15 protein-coding genes are annotated in these 20,499 nt (G+C 28.5%); 13 read left to right on the top strand and 2 right to left on the bottom strand.

The genetic code is table 11. The features are described 5' to 3' along the window. Window positions 1–12: 12 nt before the first annotated feature. From KGF41_RS03845 to KGF41_RS03785, 13 genes are all read left to right on the top strand, one after another. Entirely contained in the window at window positions 13–807 is a 795-nt protein-coding gene (locus KGF41_RS03845; protein WP_227829390.1) for an FAD binding domain-containing protein, read from the top strand. Next, entirely contained in the window at window positions 797–3,088 is a 2,292-nt protein-coding gene (locus KGF41_RS03840; protein WP_227856367.1) for a molybdopterin cofactor-binding domain-containing protein, read from the top strand. Before KGF41_RS03845 ends, KGF41_RS03840 begins: the two co-directional genes overlap by 11 nt. Further along, window positions 3,089–4,402, top strand: a complete 1,314-nt coding sequence (locus tag KGF41_RS03835) for an amidohydrolase family protein (protein WP_227850306.1) — start codon at window positions 3,089–3,091, stop codon at window positions 4,400–4,402. It abuts the gene before it with no gap. Between the two features lie 35 nt (window positions 4,403–4,437). Beyond that, window positions 4,438–5,523 carry a dihydroorotate dehydrogenase gene (locus tag KGF41_RS03830; protein WP_227841598.1) on the top strand — a complete coding sequence of 362 codons (1,086 nt, stop codon included), beginning with the start codon at window positions 4,438–4,440 and terminating at the stop codon, window positions 5,521–5,523. 253 nt (window positions 5,524–5,776) lie between these two features. Then, on the top strand, window positions 5,777–6,562 hold the full coding sequence (locus KGF41_RS03825) for a hypothetical protein (RefSeq protein WP_227856366.1): 786 nt from the start codon (window positions 5,777–5,779) through the stop codon (window positions 6,560–6,562). Between the two features lie 1,358 nt (window positions 6,563–7,920). Further along, window positions 7,921–9,282 carry a uracil-xanthine permease family protein gene (locus tag KGF41_RS03820; RefSeq protein ID WP_227829385.1) on the top strand — a complete coding sequence of 454 codons (1,362 nt, stop codon included), beginning with the start codon at window positions 7,921–7,923 and terminating at the stop codon, window positions 9,280–9,282. A gap of 108 nt (window positions 9,283–9,390) precedes the next feature. Continuing rightward, entirely contained in the window at window positions 9,391–10,179 is a 789-nt protein-coding gene (locus KGF41_RS03815; protein WP_227829384.1) for an FAD binding domain-containing protein, read from the top strand. Further along, window positions 10,179–12,479 carry a molybdopterin cofactor-binding domain-containing protein gene (locus KGF41_RS03810; RefSeq protein ID WP_227829383.1) on the top strand — a complete coding sequence of 767 codons (2,301 nt, stop codon included), beginning with the start codon at window positions 10,179–10,181 and terminating at the stop codon, window positions 12,477–12,479. Before KGF41_RS03815 ends, KGF41_RS03810 begins: the two co-directional genes overlap by 1 nt. Before the next feature lie 139 nt (window positions 12,480–12,618). Next, window positions 12,619–13,896, top strand: a complete 1,278-nt coding sequence (locus KGF41_RS03805; RefSeq protein WP_227841601.1) for an RNA-guided endonuclease InsQ/TnpB family protein — start codon at window positions 12,619–12,621, stop codon at window positions 13,894–13,896. A gap of 201 nt (window positions 13,897–14,097) precedes the next feature. Then, window positions 14,098–14,826, top strand: coding sequence for a selenium cofactor biosynthesis protein YqeC (gene yqeC / locus KGF41_RS03800; RefSeq protein ID WP_227850309.1), 729 nt, complete (start codon window positions 14,098–14,100; stop codon window positions 14,824–14,826). A gap of 106 nt (window positions 14,827–14,932) precedes the next feature. Beyond that, window positions 14,933–15,502, top strand: coding sequence for a molybdenum cofactor cytidylyltransferase (gene mocA, locus KGF41_RS03795; RefSeq protein WP_227829380.1), 570 nt, complete (start codon window positions 14,933–14,935; stop codon window positions 15,500–15,502). After that, window positions 15,499–16,518 carry a molybdopterin-binding protein gene (locus KGF41_RS03790; RefSeq protein ID WP_227829379.1) on the top strand — a complete coding sequence of 340 codons (1,020 nt, stop codon included), beginning with the start codon at window positions 15,499–15,501 and terminating at the stop codon, window positions 16,516–16,518. Before mocA ends, KGF41_RS03790 begins: the two co-directional genes overlap by 4 nt. A 351-nt stretch (window positions 16,519–16,869) precedes the next feature. After that, a complete protein-coding gene (locus tag KGF41_RS03785) occupies window positions 16,870–18,495 on the top strand; it encodes an ABC-F family ATP-binding cassette domain-containing protein (protein WP_227841603.1) in 1,626 nt (541 codons plus the stop codon). A 311-nt stretch (window positions 18,496–18,806) separates the two neighbouring features. Here the strand turns inward: KGF41_RS03785 and KGF41_RS03780 are convergent, their stop codons facing one another. Further along, window positions 18,807–18,947: a hypothetical protein gene (locus KGF41_RS03780; protein ID WP_227827921.1), complete on the bottom strand. Its 141-nt coding sequence runs from the start codon at window positions 18,945–18,947 to the stop codon at window positions 18,807–18,809. A 327-nt stretch (window positions 18,948–19,274) separates the two neighbouring features. Continuing rightward, on the bottom strand, window positions 19,275–20,387 hold the full coding sequence (locus KGF41_RS03775) for a tyrosine-type recombinase/integrase (protein ID WP_227827922.1): 1,113 nt from the start codon (window positions 20,385–20,387) through the stop codon (window positions 19,275–19,277). Between the last annotated feature and the right edge of the window lie 112 nt (window positions 20,388–20,499).

Here is a 20,499-nt window from a genome sequence, read left to right as displayed (position 1 = left end):
TGGGGAGAGAATATGATAACTATAAAGGAATATGTAGTTCCAAAAAGTTTAGATGAAGCTTATGAACTGCTAATATCAAGAAAAAACAACATAATACTTGGAGGCTGCGGATTTTTAAAACTAGGTAGCAAAAATATTGGTTCAGCAATAGATTTAAAAGACCTAGGTTTAGATTATATAAATGAAACTGAGGATAGTATATTAATTGGAGCAGATACAAGTTTAAGAACTTTAGAATTAAATAAGGTTATTAAAAATTACTGTAGTGGAGTAATTTCAAACGCTGTTTCTAATATAGTAGGAGTTCAATTTAGAAGTGGAGCTAGAGTGGGAGCTAGCGTATTTGCTAAGTATGGATTTTCAGATTTAATACCTTCATTACTAGTAGTAGATGCAAAGGTTAAGTTATATAAAAAAGGGGTTATGAATTTAGCTGACTTTTTAGAAAGTGAGCTTGAAAAAGATATATTAATAGAAATTATATTACCTAAAAAAGATGCTATAGGTGTATTTGATTCAATAAGAAAATGTACAGGTGATTTTGCAGTATTAAATGGGGCAATGTTAAAAGAAGGAAATTCTTATAAAATTGCAATAGGAGCTAGACCAAGAAGAGCAAAGATTGCCTACAAAGCAAGTGAAGTGCTAAGTTTAGAAAATGATGCAGACAAAGCTGGAGATATATCAAGTGAAGAACTTTCATTTGGAAGTAACATAAGAGGAAGTAAAGAGTATAGACAAGATATGGCAAAAGCATTAGTTGTTAGAATGTATAATAGTATTGGGGGTGAGTTTAATGGTAAATAAAGAAGTAAGAAAAATAGATAGTGAAGCCATTGTTACTGGTAAGCCAATATATACTGAAGATTTAATTTTTCATAGAGATGTTTTGACTGTTAAACTTCTTAGAAGCCCGCATGCTTTTGCAAAAATAAAAAATATTGATGTAAAAAATGCATTAAAAGTAAAAGGTGTAGTAGATATATTTACTTACAAAGATGTACCAAATTATAGATATTCAATGGTAGGAGAATCATATCCAGAAGCATCACCTCATGACCAATTAATACTTGAAGATATAGTGAGATATGTAGGAGATGAAGTTGCTATAATAGCGGCTGAAGATGAAAGAGCAGCTATTAAAGCAATGAAACTCATAAAAGTTGAATATGAAGTAATGACACCAATATTAGATGCAAGAGAATCAGAAGGTAATAAAATTTTAATACATGAAGAAGATGACTTATTTTGTCCATTTGATTTTGGATTAGATGCTACAAAAAATATAGTATCAAGAGAGAAAATGGGTAAAGGTGATGTAGAAAAAGAGTTTAAAGAGTGTGATGTAATAGTAGAAGAATCTTATATGACTCAATCACAAGCACATTGTATGATGGAAACTCATAGAGCTTACACGTATATAGACACTAATGGTAGACTAGTAGTAACTTCTGCAAATCAATCAGCTTATCATATGAGAAGACAGGTTTCTAGAGCATTAGGAATACCTCTTTCAAAGGTGAGAGTAATAAAACCAAGGATAGGTGGAGGTTTTGGTGGAAAAAATATAGCTGTAACAGAGATATATGCATCATTTGTAACTTGGATGACGAAAAGACCAGCAAAACTTATATATACTAGAGAAGAAACTTTTGCAATGACTAACACTAGACATCAGATGTTCTTTGACATAAAAGTTGGAGCAGATAAAGAAGGAAATATAAAAGCTATAGATATGAAAGCATTAAACAATACAGGTGCTTATGGTGACAATGGACCTTCAGTTTGTTCCGAGTCAGGGCATAATGTACTTCCAACATATAATAATGTACCTGCAATAAAGTTTGATGGAAGAACTGTATATACTAACTTGGTTCCAGGGGGAGCGTTGAGAGGATACGGAGCAACTCAGGGGACATTTGCACTTGATTGTGCAATAGACGAATTAGCACATAAACTTAATATGGACCCAACAGAAATAAAGTTGAAGAATATTATAAAAAAGCAAACTGAAGGCGGAATAATGAATTTTCCAATAAGAAGTTGTGCACTTGATGAATGTATAATTAGAGGTAAAAAGCTAATTGGATGGGATGAAAAATACCCTGTTATAGACATTGGAAATAATAAAGTAAGAGCTGTTGGAATGTCAGTTGGAACTCATGGTTCTGGTATAGCTAATATAGATATGGCAATAGTCAATATGAGAATGGATGAGGATGGAACTTACAAGTTATTTTCTGGGTCTTCAGATTTAGGAACTGGTTCTGATACAATACTTGCACAAATTGCTGCCAAGACATTAAATACATCTATTGATAGAATTTCCGTTTATACAGGAGATACAGATATGTGTCCATATGATACTGGTGCATATGCTTCTTGTACTACTTATGTAACTGGAAATGCTACAATAAAATCTGCTGAAAGTTTGAAACAAAAGATATTAAAAGTGGCTCAGAAAAAATTAGACTTACCAATAGATGATTTAATATTATATGAAGATAGAGTTTGTCATAGTGAGGACGTAGAAAAATTTGTTTTATTAAGTGAATTAGGAAGAGAATCTGTTGGTGGTGGAAATCAAGATGTTTTATATTCATCTGAATCTTATGGTATAAAAGAGAGTGCAAAACCATTCTTAGCAGGTTTTGCAGAGATTGAACTAGATAAAACAACAGGTGAGTTTAAAGTGATAAACTATGCTTGTTCAACTGATTGTGGTACAGTTATGAATCCTGCACTTGCCAGAATACAAGTTGAAGGAGGAGTAACTCAAGGTATAGGGCTTGCAATGTATGAAGACCCTAGACATGGTTCTGATGGGAAACTTCAGACTTCTAATTTGTTACAATATAAAGTTCCAACAAAAAAGGATATAGGAAATATATTAGTAGACTTTGTGGATAATTATGAACCAACAGGACCATATGGAGCAAAATCTTTAGGAGAGATAGTTATTCATACACCAGCACCAGCAATAGCAAATGCAATTTTTAATGCAGTGGGTGTGAATATAAGAGAACTTCCTATAACTTCTGAAAAGGTTTATATGGCTATGAAGAAACTAAATCAGGGAGGTAAATAAATGGTTGCTATAAAAAGTAAATACTTAATATCTTCTGCTGATGAAATATATACAAATTATGCCGTTGTAATAGAAAATGACATTATAAAAGATATATTGCCAAATGAAGAAGTTGAATTAAAATATAAAGATATTACAGAGATAATAAATAAATCAGATGCTATAGTAATGCCAGGCTTTATCAATGGGCATATGCATCAATATGGAGTGCTTTCTAGAGGAATACCAGCAAATGTACATTTTACTGATTTCGAAGGATTTTTAAATGACTATTGGTGGCCGTTTATAGAAAATAGAATAGGATTAAAGGAAGTAAAAGCCACAACTAAAGCATCTGCAATAGAACTTATAGAATCTGGTGTAGTAGCATTTTGTGACACTCTAGAAGCTCCAAATACAGAAAAAGGAACTTTAATTGAGCAAGGTAAGATACTAGAAGAAATAGGAATGAAAGCAGTTTTATCTCTAGAAAGTTGTGAAAGAATAAGTTATGAAAATGGATTAAGATGTTTAGATGAAAATTCTAATTTAATAAAATGGAGCAGAGAAAACAGTAAATTAATAAATGGAATAATGTGTACACATACTAGTTTTACATGTTCAGATAAATTTATCAAAAAAGCTAAAGAAGATGCAAGAAAATTAAATGCACCAATGCAATTCCATTTATGTGAGAGTATATATGAACCAAACTACTCTAAAAAACACTTTAATAAAAAAGCAGTTGATTACTACAATGATTTAGATATATTAGATGAGACTGTATTAGCGTCTCAATGTGTAAAAGTAGATGATGAAGAGATAGACATATTAAAGGAGAAAGGTGTAAAGGTAGTTCACATGCCTCTTAGTAACTGTGAAGTAGGTGGCGGTTTTTCTCCAGTTCCAAGAATGATTAAAAAAGGTATAAAAGTAGCATTAGGAACAGATGGATATATAAATGATTTTTTTGAAGTTATGAGAGGTGCGTTTTTAATGCATAAATCAGTTGAAGAAGATGCGTCTGTAATGCCAGCAAGTTTAGTATTTAAGATGGCAACAGAACATGGTGCTTATGCATTAGGGCTTCAAAAATCAGGAAAAATAACAGTTGGTAATAAAGCAGATATAGTAGTTATGGAAGATGAATTTAAAACTCCTGTAACACTTGATAATATATTTGACCAGATAGTAGTGCAAGGTAAAAAAGAATTTATATCAAATGTATACATAGATGGTAAACATATTTTAAAAGAAAAACAATTAGTTGACTTAGATAAAAAAGCCATTGTTAAAGAAATGAAAGATGTTGCCTGTGAATTCTGGAAGTTTTAATAAATGTAAATAAATATGAAAAGGGGAAGTAAATAATGTATAATTTTTTAGGGAAAGAATTAAAATCACCTTTTATAATAGGTTCAGGTCCGTTGACATATAGTGCAGCTGGATGTAAGATACTAAGTGATGCAGGAGCAGGGGCAGTTGTTACTAAGACAATAAGAAAAGAAAGAGCTATAAATCCAGCACCTCATATGGTGAGAAATACAGCCAATGCTCTTTTAAATAATGAGAAATGGACAGATTTTGAACCAGAGCAATGGATAGATTTTGAAATACCACAAATGAAAAAAGATGGAACTGTATGTATAGCTTCAATAGGTCATACAATAGAAGAAAGTAGTGAACTAGTAGAAAAGGTTGCAAATGCAGGAGCTGATTTTATCGAGTTGGTATCTTATGACTATAGAGATTTAATACCAATGCTTAAAGATGCGAAAGAGAGAGTGAATATACCAATAATAGTTAAACTTCCTCCTATGATAGATGAAATAGGGGCTTTTGCTAAAAAATTAGAAGAAGCAGGAGCAGATGCAATAACTGCTTGTGATTCTGTAGGACCAGCACTTAGAATAGATATAGAAACTGGGCAACCTTTATTAGGTGGAAATGGAATTGGATATTTAAGTGGAGAAACTATTAAACCAATAACTCTACAAAGAATATATGAAATAAAAAAAGAAGTAAATATACCTATAATTGGATTAGGTGGATGTGTAAGTGGAGATGATGCTTTAGAGATGATTATGGCAGGTGCTGACTTTGTTGGTATATGCTCAGTAGTAATATTAAAAGGAGCTCAAGTAATAGCTAAAATACACAATGACCTAAATTCTAATCTTGAAAGACTAGGATATAGAACTATAGAAAATGCTTGTGGGATAGTACATAAGCATATGGGAGAGGTAAATGAAAGACTTAGTTTTGAATTTACTTATGATGAAGAAAAATGTACTAAATGTAAGATGTGTGAAAGAGTGTGTGCATATCAAGCTAGAAAATTAAATGATAAGATGGAATTGAATGAAGATGAATGTAGATATTGTGGTCTTTGCATATCAGTATGTAAACCAAAAGCACTTGGAAGAAAAATTTCATGTCCAGAATTAAATGCATAAGATGTTTTATAAAAAATATAATTTTAAAAGATAAAAATTTAGATACAAATAAAGGATACCATATTAAAATGGTATCCTTTTGTTTGTAATTATTATTTTTAGATATATATATATATATATTAATTATTTTTTGTAGTAATTATAAGTAATAATTTTATTAATTAAATTTATGATAACTATTTTAGATATATATGTTAACATTGTATAGCATTTGTATAAGATGTTATAATAATTAATAGGGATGGTGATGTAAGTGGAAGATAAAATTTTAGAATTATTACATATTATAAATAAAGACGTGGTTAGCATGAAAAATGATATGTCAGAAGTAAAACAAGAAGTAAGTATAATGAAAGAAGAAATAAGTGAAGTAAAACAAGAAATATGTATAATGAAAAATGACATGTCAGAAGTAAGACAAGAAGTAAGTGTAATGAAAGAAGAAATGAGCGAAGTAAAACAAGAAGTAAGTGTAATGAAGAAAGAAATGAATGAAGTAAAACAAGAAGTAAGTGTAATGAAGAAAGAAATGAATGAAATAAAACAAGAAGTAAGTGTGATAAAGAAAGAAATGAATGAAGTAAAACAAGAAGTAAGTGTAATGAAGAAAGAAATGAATGAAGTAAAACAAGAAATAAATGTAGTGAAAGATAATTTACATGAAGTTAAATTAGAAATGAACTCTATGCAAAATCAAATAAGTAATGCAAGTAAAGATATAAGTGAAATTAAAGCAGAAAATATTATAGTTAATGAAAAACTATATGAAATAGCTGTTAAAGTAGATGCCTTAGAATCTGAAGGTAAATCAATTAAAGAACAACAAATTGAACAAAATAGTATTTTAGGAAGTTTATTACATAACTCTGAAATAAATAAAGCTACTCATGATAATATGGAACATAGTATAGCACATATAAAAGGTGATACAAACGCCATAAAAGAAGATGTTTCCGAAATAAGAAGAGATTTAAGTTTAGTAGAATTAGCTACCAGCAAAAATTGGAGCGATATTGTAAAACTAAAATCAGCTAGATAATCTTTTAATTACATTAACTTATCATCCATAAAAGTATAAACTTTCATATACAATATAGATGCTTATAATAATCTTACTATTTATTATAAATTTTAGAAATTAAAATAAAAATTTGAGAAAAGATCACTTGAAAAATACTTTTGGTCTTTTTTTTTATGTAATTATAAAAATATCATAAAAATAAAATTTAAAATTTGCTTAATAAAAAATTACAGAACAGTTGGAATAAGTAAATTTTTATCAATGAAAGTATAAAAAATTTATTCTATGCAAATGTATGCAAACATTGGCATTAAAATTGCTCTATAGAAATAATAAATAGTAATATACATAGATTGTATTATACAATACTATTACTATTTTTAATTATAGATATTGGTTTATATCTATAAGCTAGATAGAAACTTGTATGTTTTATGTTGCAGATACAAATATAGTAAAGGAGAGTACATGGGTACAACTGAGATACATAGCTTATTAAGTTTTTCTGTCTTATGATAATTATATTATAAAATATTCATAAATATTTTGATTTTCAATTTGAAAATTATTTTATGCTCAAATTAATTATTATGTAATTAATTTAATAACAAAAACAGTGAAAGAGTAAATAATATTATTTACAGGGGGTAATAAAAAAGTATATTAAATAAGTTGTACTTTTAGCCCCGTACATAAAGAAATTTATGTAGGACACAACTTTAAAACCAGTAAATCCTAAAGCCTTGCAACTACAATAAAAGATAGAAAGAAACTTTTATGAATGTGGTGAAAACCAGAAACAATAGCAAGGATGGTATATGGTGAGAGCCTAAGTACTTTACAATGGACATTTGGTCGCCAAGCCTAGAAATAGGAAGGTCAAACGACTATCTCGAAAGAGAGTACACTATAAGCGATTGATAGTGGAAACGGGTTGCTCTTAACAGGTAATGCTGAAGATGAAGAAATAGTCTACGCTCATATGAAAGTATGAAGTCACTTAAAAATTAAAGTGACATCTATAAAGTAGCGTTTATAGGTAAATGTTTAAAACTTACAAGATATAAATACTTATGAAAACTTATAACTTATAATGATTAAGATTGAAAGATTTAGATTGGATTAGAATTGTTGTAAAAAATTTTAGGGTCCATAGCTATAATACTCTTATATTTGTAAAGCACTATAAAACATATACAAAATAATAGAATAAATTTGATTGTTAATAATTAAATTTGTTGCACATGATTTTTAAGTATGAAAACTTAAATGTATTACTGAGTATAGTAAGATTTATAAAAGTCATTTAATTTAATATATTAAATTTTTAAGTATTTATATAATTCAATAAGTTTTATGTAACGGGAGTTTTTATTATGAAAGCAAAAAGTACATCAAAATTTGAATTAGACGGAATACCACCACTAAAGGAATCAATACCTTTGGGGTTACAACACTTAATGGCAATGGTAATAGGTAGTTGTTTACCAGCAATATTAATTGCAAATGTAGCTGGACTTGATTATAAAATGTCTACACTATTGATTCAAGCTGCATTAATTTTTGCAGGATTATCAACTTTGTTACAATTATATCCAATACCACTATTTAAAGGGTTTAAATTGGGAGGAGGAATACCAGTTATAATGGGAGCTACAGCAATGTTCATAGGAGCTGGAGTTTCTGTTGCAGGCAAGTATGGATTACCTGTGTTATTTGGTTCTCAAATAATTGCTGGTATAGTAATAATCATAATTAGTTTTGGTCTTAAAAAAATAAGATTTATATTTACTCCAGTTGTATCTGGCACGATAGTTGCATGTATGGGTCTTGGACTTTTCCCAATAGCAATAAAAAACTTGGCTGGAGGTATGGGGAATGAGACATTTGGACAACCAATTAATTTTATAGTTGGAATAGCTGTATCACTTATGATATTAGGATTAAATAAATATGGCAAAGGATTATTTAAAGATGCATCAATACTAGTTAGCATAATTTTTGGATATATTTTATCTCTAATGTTGGGAATAGTAAATTTTTCTTCAATTCAAGAGTTTACTTTGATTGCACTTCCAAAACCACTTGTTTTTGGATTAGATATAAAGATTGAGGTTGTAGTAATGTTTTCAATAATATATTTGGTTGAAATAGCTGATATTATGGGAGCATGTACACTTTCTGCAGTAGGAGGGCTTAATAGACAAGTGACAGATGAAGAACTTTCTTCTGCTGTTTTAGGAAATGGAGTATTATCTACAATAGGAGCATTATTTTCTGCTACTCCAATGGGGATGTTTGGTCAAAATTCTGCAATCGTTTCTAATACAAAAATTATAAGTAAATTTGTATTAGCTATTGGAGGAATTGGATTATTTTTGGCAGGAGTATCACCTTTATTAGCTAATTTAATCAGAACAATACCTCCTTGTGTGGTTGGAGGAGCAACACTCGTAATATTTTCAACTCTTACAACATCTGGATTAAGACTTGTTAGCATGGATGGTTTTAATCAAGAAAATAGTATGATATTAGGTCTTTCTATGGCAGCTGGCATAGGATTTATGGTGGTTCCTCAAGTGCTTGAAAAATCTCCAAAATTTATAGAAACATTACTTGCAGATTCGAGTGTAGTTTCAGGAGCTATGGTTGCCATAATAGTTCAAGGTTTATATATGATAAAATTTTCAAAAGGTAAGGACAATAAAAATAAAAAAGATAAAAAAGAAAATATATAGAGTAAAAAATTAATAGAACTAAATTAAGATTACTATATATTTATAAAAATTAAAGCAATGTACTTAATAGATTTCAAGTTTTAATAAATATGATATAAGGGGGATAAGATGGTTACTATAAAAGAATATTCTGTTCCACAAAGCCTGGAAGAAGCATATAAAATTTTAATTTCTAAAAAAAATAATGTTATTTTAGGTGGTTGCGGATTTATAAAATTAAGCAATAAAAACATAGGAACAGCCATAGATTTAAAGGATATAAATCTAGACTATATAAAAGAGGATGAAAAAAATATACTAATAGGAGCAGATACATCTTTGAGAAGTTTAGAAATAAATAAAACTATTAAAAATTATTGTAGTGGAATAGTCTCAAGTGCTGTTTCTAATATAGTTGGTGTTCAATTTAGACAAGGAGCAAGAATTGGAGCTAGTGTATTTTCGAAATATGGTTTTTCTGACTTGATTCCAGTACTTTTAGTTGTTGGTGCGAAGGTAAGGTTATACAATAGTGGAATATTAGAGCTAAATGAGTTTTTAGATAGTGAATTAAATAAAGATATATTAATTGAAGTAATACTTCCTAAGAAAGATGCAGTAGCTGTGTTTGATTCAATAAGAAAATGTACAGGAGATTTTGCTATATTAAATTCAGCTATGTTAAAAGAAAATGATACTTATAAAATAGCAATTGGAGCAAGACCTCAAAGGGCTAAATTAGCACTTGAAGCAAGTAATATATTGAGTAAAGAAAAGGATATAGATAAAGCATCTATTATTGTAGGTAAAGAATTAATTTATGGAAGTAATATGAGAGCAAGCAAAGAGTATAGAATAGATATGGCAAGTGCGCTAGTTAAGAGGATGTATAGTGCTATTGAGGGAGGTAATAGATAATGATTAATAAGGGGATAAGAAAGATAGATAGTACAGCAATTGTGACAGGAAAGCCTCTATATACTGAAGACCTTATTATGCATAAAGATGTTTTGACTGTTAAACTTCTTAGAAGTCCACATGCACATGCCAAAATAAAGAATATAGACACGTCAAAAGCTGAAAAAATTCCAGGAGTTGTAGGAATTTATACTTATAAAGATGTCCCACAAGTTAGATATTGTGTTCCAGGTCAAACAGAACCAGAAGCATCTCCTTATGATAGAGTCTTACTTGAAGATACGGTTAGATTTGTTGGAGATGAGGTAGCATTAGTAGCAGCAGAAGATGAAAAAACAGCCATTAAAGCTTTAAAAATGATAAAAGTAGAGTATGAAACTTTAAAGCCTGTATTTAATGCAAGAGAAGCAGAAGGAAATGAAGTTATTATACATCCAGAACAAGATATAGTAGAACCATATCCTTTTGGATTAGATGCAAAAAATAATATAGTATCAAAAGAGTTTTTCGAGTTTGGTGATGTTGAGGCTAAGCTTAAAGAAAGTGAATTTGTGGTAGAAGCATCATATAAGACTCAAAGTCAATCACATTGTATGATGGAAACTCATAGGTCATATGCATATAAAGATATAAATGATAGGATTGTTGTTGTGTCATCATTACAATCACCACACAATGTAAAGAGAATACTTAGAAAAGTATTGGGGATTCCTTCTTCTAAAATAAGGGTAATAAAGCCTAGAATAGGTGGTGGATTTGGAGGAAAGAATATAGCAGCAACAGATATATTTACTGCATTTGTGACTATGAAAACTGGAAGACCAGCAAAATTTGTTTTTACAAGAAGTGAAACTTTTGTAGGTTCTAATAGTAGGCATGAAATGTTTTTTGATGTTAGAGTAGGTGCAGACAAAGAAGGAAATTTAAAGGCGATAGAATTAAAATCACTAAATAATACAGGTGCCTATGGTGGTAATGGAGTTTCTGTTTCTTCAGAATCAGGTCATAATACATTACCAATATATAATGATATTGATGCTGTTAGATTTGATGCTAGAACAGTATATACTAATAGATTGCCAGCAGGTGCACTTAGAGGTTATGGAGCTACACAAGGCATATTTGCAATAGATAGTGCTATTGATGAATTAGCTAATAAGGTTGGTATAGACCCTCTTGAATTTAGAGTTAAAAACATAATAGATAGATATACTAATGGAAAAGCAGCAGAAGAAGAAATACTAAGCTGTGAATTAAAACAGTGTATAGAAAAAGGGAAAGAATTAATTAATTGGGATGATAAATATCCGTGTAAAGATATAGGCAATAACAAGGTAAGGGCAGTAGGTATGGCAGTGGCAAATCATGGTTCTGGTATACCACGTGTGGATATGGCAACAGTGACTATACGAATGGATGAAGATGGGACATATAAGTTATTATCTGGTCTTGCTGATTTAGGCCAAGGAGCTGATACAATTCAAGCACAAATTGCTGCTGAGACTTTAAATACGACTGTAGATAGAATATCTGTTTATACAGGTGATTCGGACCTATGTCCATATGATACAGGTGCATTTGCTTCTTGTACTACAACAGTTACAGGAAATGCAACAATAAAAACAGCAAACAAATTAAAAGAAATATTACTTTCAATATCAGAATCTAAACTCGGGTCTAAAAAAGAAGATTTAGAGTTAAGTGAAGATAGAATTTTTGTTAAGAATGATGAGAGTAAATTTGTGTTATTAGAGGAATTAGGAAGAGAGTCAGTTGGAGGTATTGGGTTTTCAAGTGACGATGTACCAGTTGTTTTAGAAGCAACAGAATCATTTGGTATGTTAAAAAGAATAAAACCATTTATAGCAGGATTTGCTGAAATAGAATTAGATAAAAATACAGGGGAATATAAGGTAATAAATTTTGCATGTGTCCCAGACTGTGGTACAGTTATAAATCCAACATTAGCTAGAATACAAGTAGAAGGTGGAGTAATGATGGGAATAGGGTTTACAATGTATGAAGACCCTAAATTTGATAGAGATGGAAAGTTATTGACAGACAGTTTCTTGCAGTATAAGGTTCCTACAAAAAAAGAAGTAGGAAATATATTGGTAGATTTTGCTGATAATTTTGACCCAGGAGGACCTTATGGAGCTAAATCTTTAGGAGAAATAGTTATACATACGCCAGCACCAGCAATTGCAAATGCAATCTTTAATGCTACTGGAGTTCGTATAAGAGAGCTTCCTATAACTTTTGAAAAAGTGTACATGGGTATGAAAAACAATAACAAATAAATTTAATAAATGATATACTATAAAGTATAAAATTAAGTTATTTTGTAAAATAAAGTAATTGAATAGACATTATATATGGTGCTTTCTAAAAATACCATATATAATGTCTAATAGAGTAAGAGTTAAAGGAGGTGAGTTTATGCCAAATAGAACAAAAAACATACATTATGGGACTCAGAGACAACAATTAAAAAATTTAACTAAAAAAGAATATCAGGCTTTGCGAGAGATGTGCTTTTTAGCAAAGAATTTGTATAATGTTGGTACATATAATGTCAGACAACATTACTTTAATCAAGGAGAGCATCTTAATTATGAAGCTAATTATCATGTGTGTAAAGAAAATGAAAACTATAAACTACTCAATAGTAATGTAGCACAACAAATACTAAAAGAAGTTGATAGTTCGTTTAGGTCATTTTTTGGTTTAATTAAATTAGCTAAAGAAGGCAAGTATGATTTTAGAGGAATAAAATCACCTAAGTATTTAGACAAAGAAGGTTTTTTTAGTATAATAATAGGTCAAATAAGAATTAAAGACGATGGAATTTTAAATGTTCCTATGTCTCCAGCATTTAAAAAAATGTATGGAAAGGTGAGTATAAAAGTTCCAAATAATATATTAGACAAAAAAGTTAAGGAAATAAGAATAATACCTAAACATAAGGCTAGGTTCTTTGAAATTCAGTATTGTTATGAAATACCGAAATCAGAGGAAGTTTCAAATAAAAAAAATGCACTGGCAATAGATTTAGGTTTAGAAAACTTATGTACTTGTACTACCAATTTAGGTGATAGTTTTATTATAGATGGGAGAAGGCTTAAGTCTGTGAATCAATGGGCAAATAAGCAAAACGATAAAATAGAGGCTTTAAAATTAAAAAAGAATATAAGTTTAATTACAAGAAAACAATTTAAAGTATGGAATAAAAGAAATAATCAGGTTAAAGACTATGTAAATAAAACTTGCTTTTACATAATTGACTACTGTGTAAAAAATAATATTGGCAATTTAATTGTAGGATATAATGCTAAGTTAGAAAAAAGTGATAATATGGAAAAGAAAATATATAGAAATTTTATAAGAATTCCTTTTGGAGAGATAAAAGGAAAACTAGAGTACCTATGTAAAATAAAAAATATTAATTTCATTAGACAAGAAGAAAGCTATACTAGTAAATCAGATTTTTTTGCCAATGATTATCTTCCTGATATTAATTTGGATGATGTACAGAAATACAAATTTAAGGGAGAAAGAATAACACGTGGTCAATATAAATCTAGTAAGGGTATGATTATAAACGCAGATGTAAATGCAAGTCTTAATATATTAAAAAAATCACAAATAGTTGATTTATCTTATTTGCAGAATAATCCTCAGGTGTTAAAGCAAGCACAAAGAATAAGAATATCTTAATAATAATTAAAAGATAAACTGATAGCGTATAAGCTTACAGCTTAGCGGCGAATTGGATCCGCCTTGTTGTTTACAACAGAATCTATTTACTTTTTAGTTTATAGAATTTCAAAAATCACTTTTACTAAAAAAGTTAAATTATAAATTTCAAATAAATAAAATTTAGGATATTTAAAAGAAATAGTTATGAGAGGTGAAAGTGTGAAATTATCAAATATGATAGGAGCAAATGAAATAATAACTGTAGTTGGAGCAGGAGGAAAAACTTCATTTATAAAATACTTTGCGAATTTTTATAGAGATAAGCTAAAAGTTTTACTTACAACAACTACTAAAATATATTTACCTGATAGAAAAGACTATGACAATATATTTATGACAATAGGTGGAATTTCTATTCCATCTATTTGTCATGGAGTAACAGTATGTGGAAGCTGTATAAATAATGAAAATAAAATAGTAGGAATAAAGTTATCTGATTTAGAAAAAATGATAGACAAATTTGATTTGGTCTTGATAGAAGGTGATGGTTCAAAGAGAAAAAAACTTAAAGGTTGGAATGATGGAGAACCAGTAGTATATTGTAAAACTACAAAAACTATAGGTATATTAGATATAACTTCATTTGGAATGGATATTAATGAAGAAAATATACATAGGTTAGATGAATTTAAAAAAATAACTAATTTAAATATGTGTAATATAAATGATAATCCTACAGTAAGCCTTTATAATTTAAAAAATGTAGTATTAAATCCAAAAGGATTGTTTAAAAATTATCATGGGAAAAAAATATTATTTATTAATAAAGTCGAAAATGAAATATATGAAAGTTTAGCTATAAATTTAATTAAAATTATTAAAGAGCATGAAAGCGAAATAGATATATTTTATGGAAGTATAAAACAAAATTTTTGTATAAGATATTGAAGTATTAAAATAGTTTATGTGATATTATATATATAGATAATATCAATAAAGATACTATAAAATCATAACAATATCAATACATTATAAATGTTAAGGAATGATATATATGATAAATGCAGTAATAATGGCGTCAGGATTTGCCAGAAGAATGGGAAAAAATAAACTTTTATTGGAATATGATGGATGTTCTATAATAGAACATGTACTTAAGGCAGTTAGTAAAATTAATTTTCATCAAGTTGTAGTTGTAAGTCAATATAAAGAAGTTTTAGCACTATGTAATAAATATGGCTTTAAATATGTAGATAATAAAGATGCAAATATAGGTCAGAGTGAATCCATAAAATTAGGAATTTTAAATAGCTCAAAATGTGATGGATATATGTTTTTTGTGGGAGACCAACCATTTATTGATGATTTATATATAGATAAAATTATAAATACTTTTAAATTAGATAGAAATTTTATAGTAATTCCAAGATGCAAAGATGTATGTGGAAATCCAGTTATATTTCCATTTAGCAAAAAAAAGGAATTGTTGGCACTTAAAGAAGATGAAAAAGGGAAAACTATTTTAAAGAATTCATCAAAAATAAAATATGTAGAAGTTCCCAAAAAAATGTTATTAGATATTGATACGAAAGTGGATTATGAAAGAATAGGGGGCAAATTATGAAATTAATAAAAACTATAGATGCTGTTGGACAAGTTTTATGTCATGACATTACTCAAATAATACCAGGAGAATTTAAAGGAAGAAAATTTAAAAAGGGACATGTAGTAAAAGAAGAAGACATTCCAGTTTTATTATCTCTTGGTAAAGACAACTTATATGTATGGGAAAAATCAGAGGGAATGATTCATGAAAATGAAGGAGCTTTATTTTTAAAAGAATTAACTGCTGGAGAAAATTTAGATTTCAGTGAAATAAAAGAAGGAAAGATAGATTTTATAGCAGCATGTGATGGGCTTTTAAAAATAGATGTTGATGCACTTTTTGATTTAAATTGTGTTGGTGAAATAATGATGGCAACTCTTCATAATAATTTTGTAGTAAATAAAGGGCTAAAAGTAGCTGGAACAAGAGTCATACCTCTAGTCATAGATGAGAAAAAACTAGAAGAGGCAAAAAAAGTAGTTGATAACAGAAAAATAGTCAAAGTAATACCTTTTAAACCTAAAAAAGTAGGAATCGTTACTACTGGAAATGAAGTATTTTACAGTAGAATTGTTGATAAATTTGGACCAGTAATAGAAGAAAAAGTAAAGGGGTTTGGATGTGAAGTTATAGGCCAAACTATATGTCCAGATGATAAGGATATCATAAAAAATGCAATAAAAGAATTTATAAGTCAAGGAGCAGAACTTATCTGTTGTACTGGTGGAATGAGTGTAGACCCAGATGATGTCACACCGACAGCTATAAAAGAGACTGGAGCTGACTTAATTACATATGGTTCACCAATATTACCAGGAGCAATGTTTTTACTTGCTTATTATGGAGAAGTTCCGATTATGGGGATACCTGGATGTGCAATGTATCATAAAACTACAGTATTTGATATAGTTCTATCTAGGATTTTAATAGATGAAAAACTTGACAAATATGATATAGCTAAATATGGTCATGGTGGTCTTTGTATGAACTGTGATGTATGTACTTACCCTGCATGTAATTTTGCTAAAATATAAAATCATATAAATAGAGTACTTACAAACTTAGGTACTCTTTTTAAGTATTAATGATATATAAACTATGATTAATTATACAGAAACTATATTTTAACTAATAGCTAAAACAGTTTAAAGATTCAAATAAAGTATTTAGAGTGTGTAAAAGAATTAATAAAGTTGCAATTTGATTTTTTTATAAGTATAATATAATAGATTGTTAATTTTTATGAAACTTACAATCTTTAATACAATTTTAATAAATATTTCACAAATTTGGTATAAAAAATATGCTGTTTACGTGATAATAAAAATGTTATCAAAATTTTATGATAAAATAAATTATGAACAAAAAGAAAGGAAAATACATTAATGTTACAAGTTACAGGTGTTGGACTTAGATTTGGTGATAAGGAACTATTTAAAGATGTTAACTTAAAATTCACTAAAGGAAATTGCTATGGAATAATAGGAGCTAACGGTGCGGGAAAATCTACTTTTTTAAAAATATTATCAGGAGAAATAGAACCAAATACAGGGAATGTATCTATAACTGATAAAGAAAGAATGTCAGTTTTAAAACAGGACCACTTCGAATATGAGGAAGAAACTGTTTTAAATGTTGTTATAAGAGGGCATGAAAGACTTTGGAGTATAATGCATGAAAAAGATGCTTTATATATGAAAGAAGATTTCAGCGAAGAAGATGGAATAAAAGCTGCTGAGCTTGAAGGTGAGTTTGCAGAACTTGATGGATGGGATGCAGAAACTAATGCTGAAAAAATACTTATGGGTCTTGGTATAACTAAGGATATGCATTACAAACAAATGAAAGAATTAGTTGGTGGAGAGAAGGTTAAAGTGTTGTTAGCACAATCACTTTTTGGTAAACCTGAAATACTATTAATGGATGAGCCTACAAACCACTTGGATTTCAAATCAATAAATTGGTTAAATAACTTTATAATGGATTTAGAAGAGTCTATAGTTATAATAGTATCACATGATAGACATTTCTTAAATCAAATATGTACTAATATAGTTGATGTTGACTTTGGTAAAATACAGATGTATGTTGGAAACTACGACTTCTGGTATGAATCAAGTCAATTAGCATTACAACTTGCTAAAGACCAAAACAAAAAGACTGAGGAAAAGATAGCTCAATTAAAGGAATTCATAGCTAGGTTTAGTTCTAATGCTTCAAAAGCTAAACAAGCTACATCTAGAAAGAAACAATTAGATAAATTAGAAGTTGAAGATATACAACCATCAAGAAGAAGATATCCATATGTAGGATTTACACCTGCTAGGGAAATTGGTAATGAAGTTTTAGAAGTACACAATTTAACTAAAACTATAGATGGAGTTAAAGTACTTGATAATGTTTCATTTAGATTGGATAGAGATGATAAAGTAGTATTTATGGGTGATGAAATAGCTACTACTGCACTTTTAAATATAGTTATGGGAGAACTTGAACCAGATAGTGGAGAATATAAATGGGGAGTAACTACTTCTCAAGATTATCTTCCAAAAAACCATAATAAGTTTTTCGATGGAGTAGAGTATTCTCTAGTTGACTGGCTTAGACAGTTTTCTGAAGAAAAAAGTGAGAGTTTTATAAGAGGATTTTTGGGTAGAATGTTATTCTCTGGAGAAGAAGCTTTAAAAGAAGCTCAAGTTATATCTGGGGGAGAAAAAGTTAGATGTATGCTTAGTAAGCTAATGCTTTCAAATGCAAATGTACTTGTGTTAGATGATCCTACTAACCACTTAGACCTAGAGAGTATAACTTCTGTCAATAAAGGACTTGAAAAATTCCCAGGAGTGCTTTTATTTACTTCTCATGACCATGAGTTTATATCTACTATAGCAAATAGAATTATAGAGATAACTCCAAATGGACTAATGGACAGAAAGATGGATTTCGATGAGTATTTAGAAAGTAAAGAGATACAAGAACAATTAGCTAAAATGTATGGGAGAGATAAATAATTATTAGTTTAAATATAATTTTTACTAATTATAATTATTAGAATAAAAACCTTTTAATGTTTGAGAATACGCTATATAAGTGTGTAAGTTTTTAATCAAATATTAGGAGGTTTTTTATTTAGTATATATACTTTAGTAAAAAGAATTATAGAGATAACACAAATGGAATCATGGATAGAAATATATATGGATTTTTTAGATTATAAAAAAGTATATGTCTCCAAATCTAAGTTAATTGTTTACATTGGGTCAAATTACAATAATGTTTGGAGACATAATAAGCAAAAATTATATAGTATAATTTCATAAGTCTATAGAGATTCTCTTTTATGATAATATATTTTTTGTAAAGTTATAGGAGTTACTGGTTCATCATAAAAATCTTCAGCTTTACCAGTAACAATACCACCTAAACTACAAATGATTTTAACTGTTGTGTCACGTGCTTCCATAAAAATTTCATCAATATCTTAAGAAATAGGGATTATATCTTTTGGAATCTTTTGTTCTACCGAAAAAACATCTAATTCTAGCTTATTAATACCTAACATATCATCTGTTGTAGCTTTTCTGAATATAATTTTTTTCATAACAATCCTCCTAATTTACGAAGTAGAAGCTGTGTTTATAATACTAAAACTATTTTGTAATAAATATATTTTAACTATTCTATTATAAAATTAAATTTGAATATTAATTTAGCTTTAATTTTATTAGTAGTAAAAATTAATTTTATAGATGATAAAGGCTAGAGTAATTATAATTAAAAAAATGTAATATTAATTGGCATTAAATAAATTTTCAGAAATTTTGTCAGATGCTTCTTTATCCATTTCTTTTAGAACATGGGAATAAACATTTAAGGTTGTATTTATATTTGAATGACCAACTCTTTCTGAGATAACTTTTATAGGTACCTTAGAATTTATAAGTAAAGTAACATGTGAATGTCTTAAATCATGAAATCTAATGTGGGGCAAGTCATTCTTTTCTAAAAATCTTTTGAATTTTTTACTCATAACATCTTCAGCAATAGGTTCACATTTTTTATTGAAAAATAACAAGTCACGACTATTTCTAATAGAAGACTTTAATAAATTTTTATTTTGTTTTATCTTATATTCTTTTAGTAAAAAGATTAATTCCTTTGGAGCAGATATTTTTCTAATAGAGCTTTCCGTTTTGGGTTCTTTAAGAATTACAGAGCCATTAATTCGAGCTGTTATCTTATTTACAGTTATTGTATTTTCTTCAAAATCAATATTATCCCAAGTTAAACCTAAAACTTCTGAAATTCTAAGACCTAAACCAACTGCTAAATTAATAGGTAATTCCATATATGTATTTTTTGATAAGTTCAACAATTTTATCATTTGCTCTTTGTCATAAATTTCATTTTTAAATTTTTTATATCTTGGAGTTTCTATATTATCCATAATATTTTCTTTTACTAATTTGAGTCTGTATGCTCTTTTTATTGCAAGTTTCAATATATTTATATGAATCTTAATTGATTGAGGATTCAATTTATGAGATAGTTTATCAATGTAGTTCTGTATATGAATTGGATGTAAATCCTGTATTTTATATTTACCAATAGAGGGATTAATATAATTCTTACAAATACTAACATAATTATTGTATGTAGCTAATGATATATTTTCACTGTACTTTTTTAAAAAATCTAATAGAAATTCTGAGACAGTGATTTCGTTTGGAATTAAAAAGCCATCTTTATATAGACTTTCCTTTACTTCATTTAACCTTTTGCTCGCATCTCTTTTTTTATCAAAAATACCCATGTTCTTTTGTTTTCTCTTTCCAGTATCTTCATCTGTAAATTCGAGATAAACTACATAATTCTTGTTTCGTTTTCTAATAAATGCATTCATATATAACCCACCAATCAAAATTTTATACATTTATTATAACATATGGATAAACTCAAAAATAGTTTTTGAAATAAATTTATAGTTATTTCAAAGATTGATATTTATTGATTAT

Source organism: Clostridioides sp. ZZV14-6150 (assembly GCF_020657875.1).
GTDB lineage: Bacteria > Bacillota > Clostridia > Peptostreptococcales > Peptostreptococcaceae > Clostridioides.
This window is presented reverse-complemented; position numbering and strand designations above follow the sequence as displayed.

Bases quoted from the DNA above. Each gene is read 5' to 3' on its own strand.
- KGF41_RS03845 (WP_227829390.1), top strand. From the start codon at position 13: ATGATAACTATAAAGGAATATGTAGTTCCAAAAAGTTTAGATGAAGCT.
- KGF41_RS03840 (WP_227856367.1), top strand. From the start codon at position 797: ATGGTAAATAAAGAAGTAAGAAAAATAGATAGTGAAGCCATTGTTACT.
- KGF41_RS03835 (WP_227850306.1), top strand. From the start codon at position 3,089: ATGGTTGCTATAAAAAGTAAATACTTAATATCTTCTGCTGATGAAATA.
- KGF41_RS03830 (WP_227841598.1), top strand. From the start codon at position 4,438: ATGTATAATTTTTTAGGGAAAGAATTAAAATCACCTTTTATAATAGGT.
- KGF41_RS03820 (WP_227829385.1), top strand. From the start codon at position 7,921: ATGAAAGCAAAAAGTACATCAAAATTTGAATTAGACGGAATACCACCA.
- KGF41_RS03815 (WP_227829384.1), top strand. From the start codon at position 9,391: ATGGTTACTATAAAAGAATATTCTGTTCCACAAAGCCTGGAAGAAGCA.
- KGF41_RS03810 (WP_227829383.1), top strand. From the start codon at position 10,179: ATGATTAATAAGGGGATAAGAAAGATAGATAGTACAGCAATTGTGACA.
- KGF41_RS03805 (WP_227841601.1), top strand. From the start codon at position 12,619: ATGCCAAATAGAACAAAAAACATACATTATGGGACTCAGAGACAACAA.
- mocA (WP_227829380.1), top strand. From the start codon at position 14,933: ATGATAAATGCAGTAATAATGGCGTCAGGATTTGCCAGAAGAATGGGA.
- KGF41_RS03790 (WP_227829379.1), top strand. From the start codon at position 15,499: ATGAAATTAATAAAAACTATAGATGCTGTTGGACAAGTTTTATGTCAT.
- KGF41_RS03785 (WP_227841603.1), top strand. From the start codon at position 16,870: ATGTTACAAGTTACAGGTGTTGGACTTAGATTTGGTGATAAGGAACTA.
- KGF41_RS03780 (WP_227827921.1), bottom strand. From the start codon at position 18,947: ATGGAAGCACGTGACACAACAGTTAAAATCATTTGTAGTTTAGGTGGT.
- KGF41_RS03775 (WP_227827922.1), bottom strand. From the start codon at position 20,387: ATGAATGCATTTATTAGAAAACGAAACAAGAATTATGTAGTTTATCTC.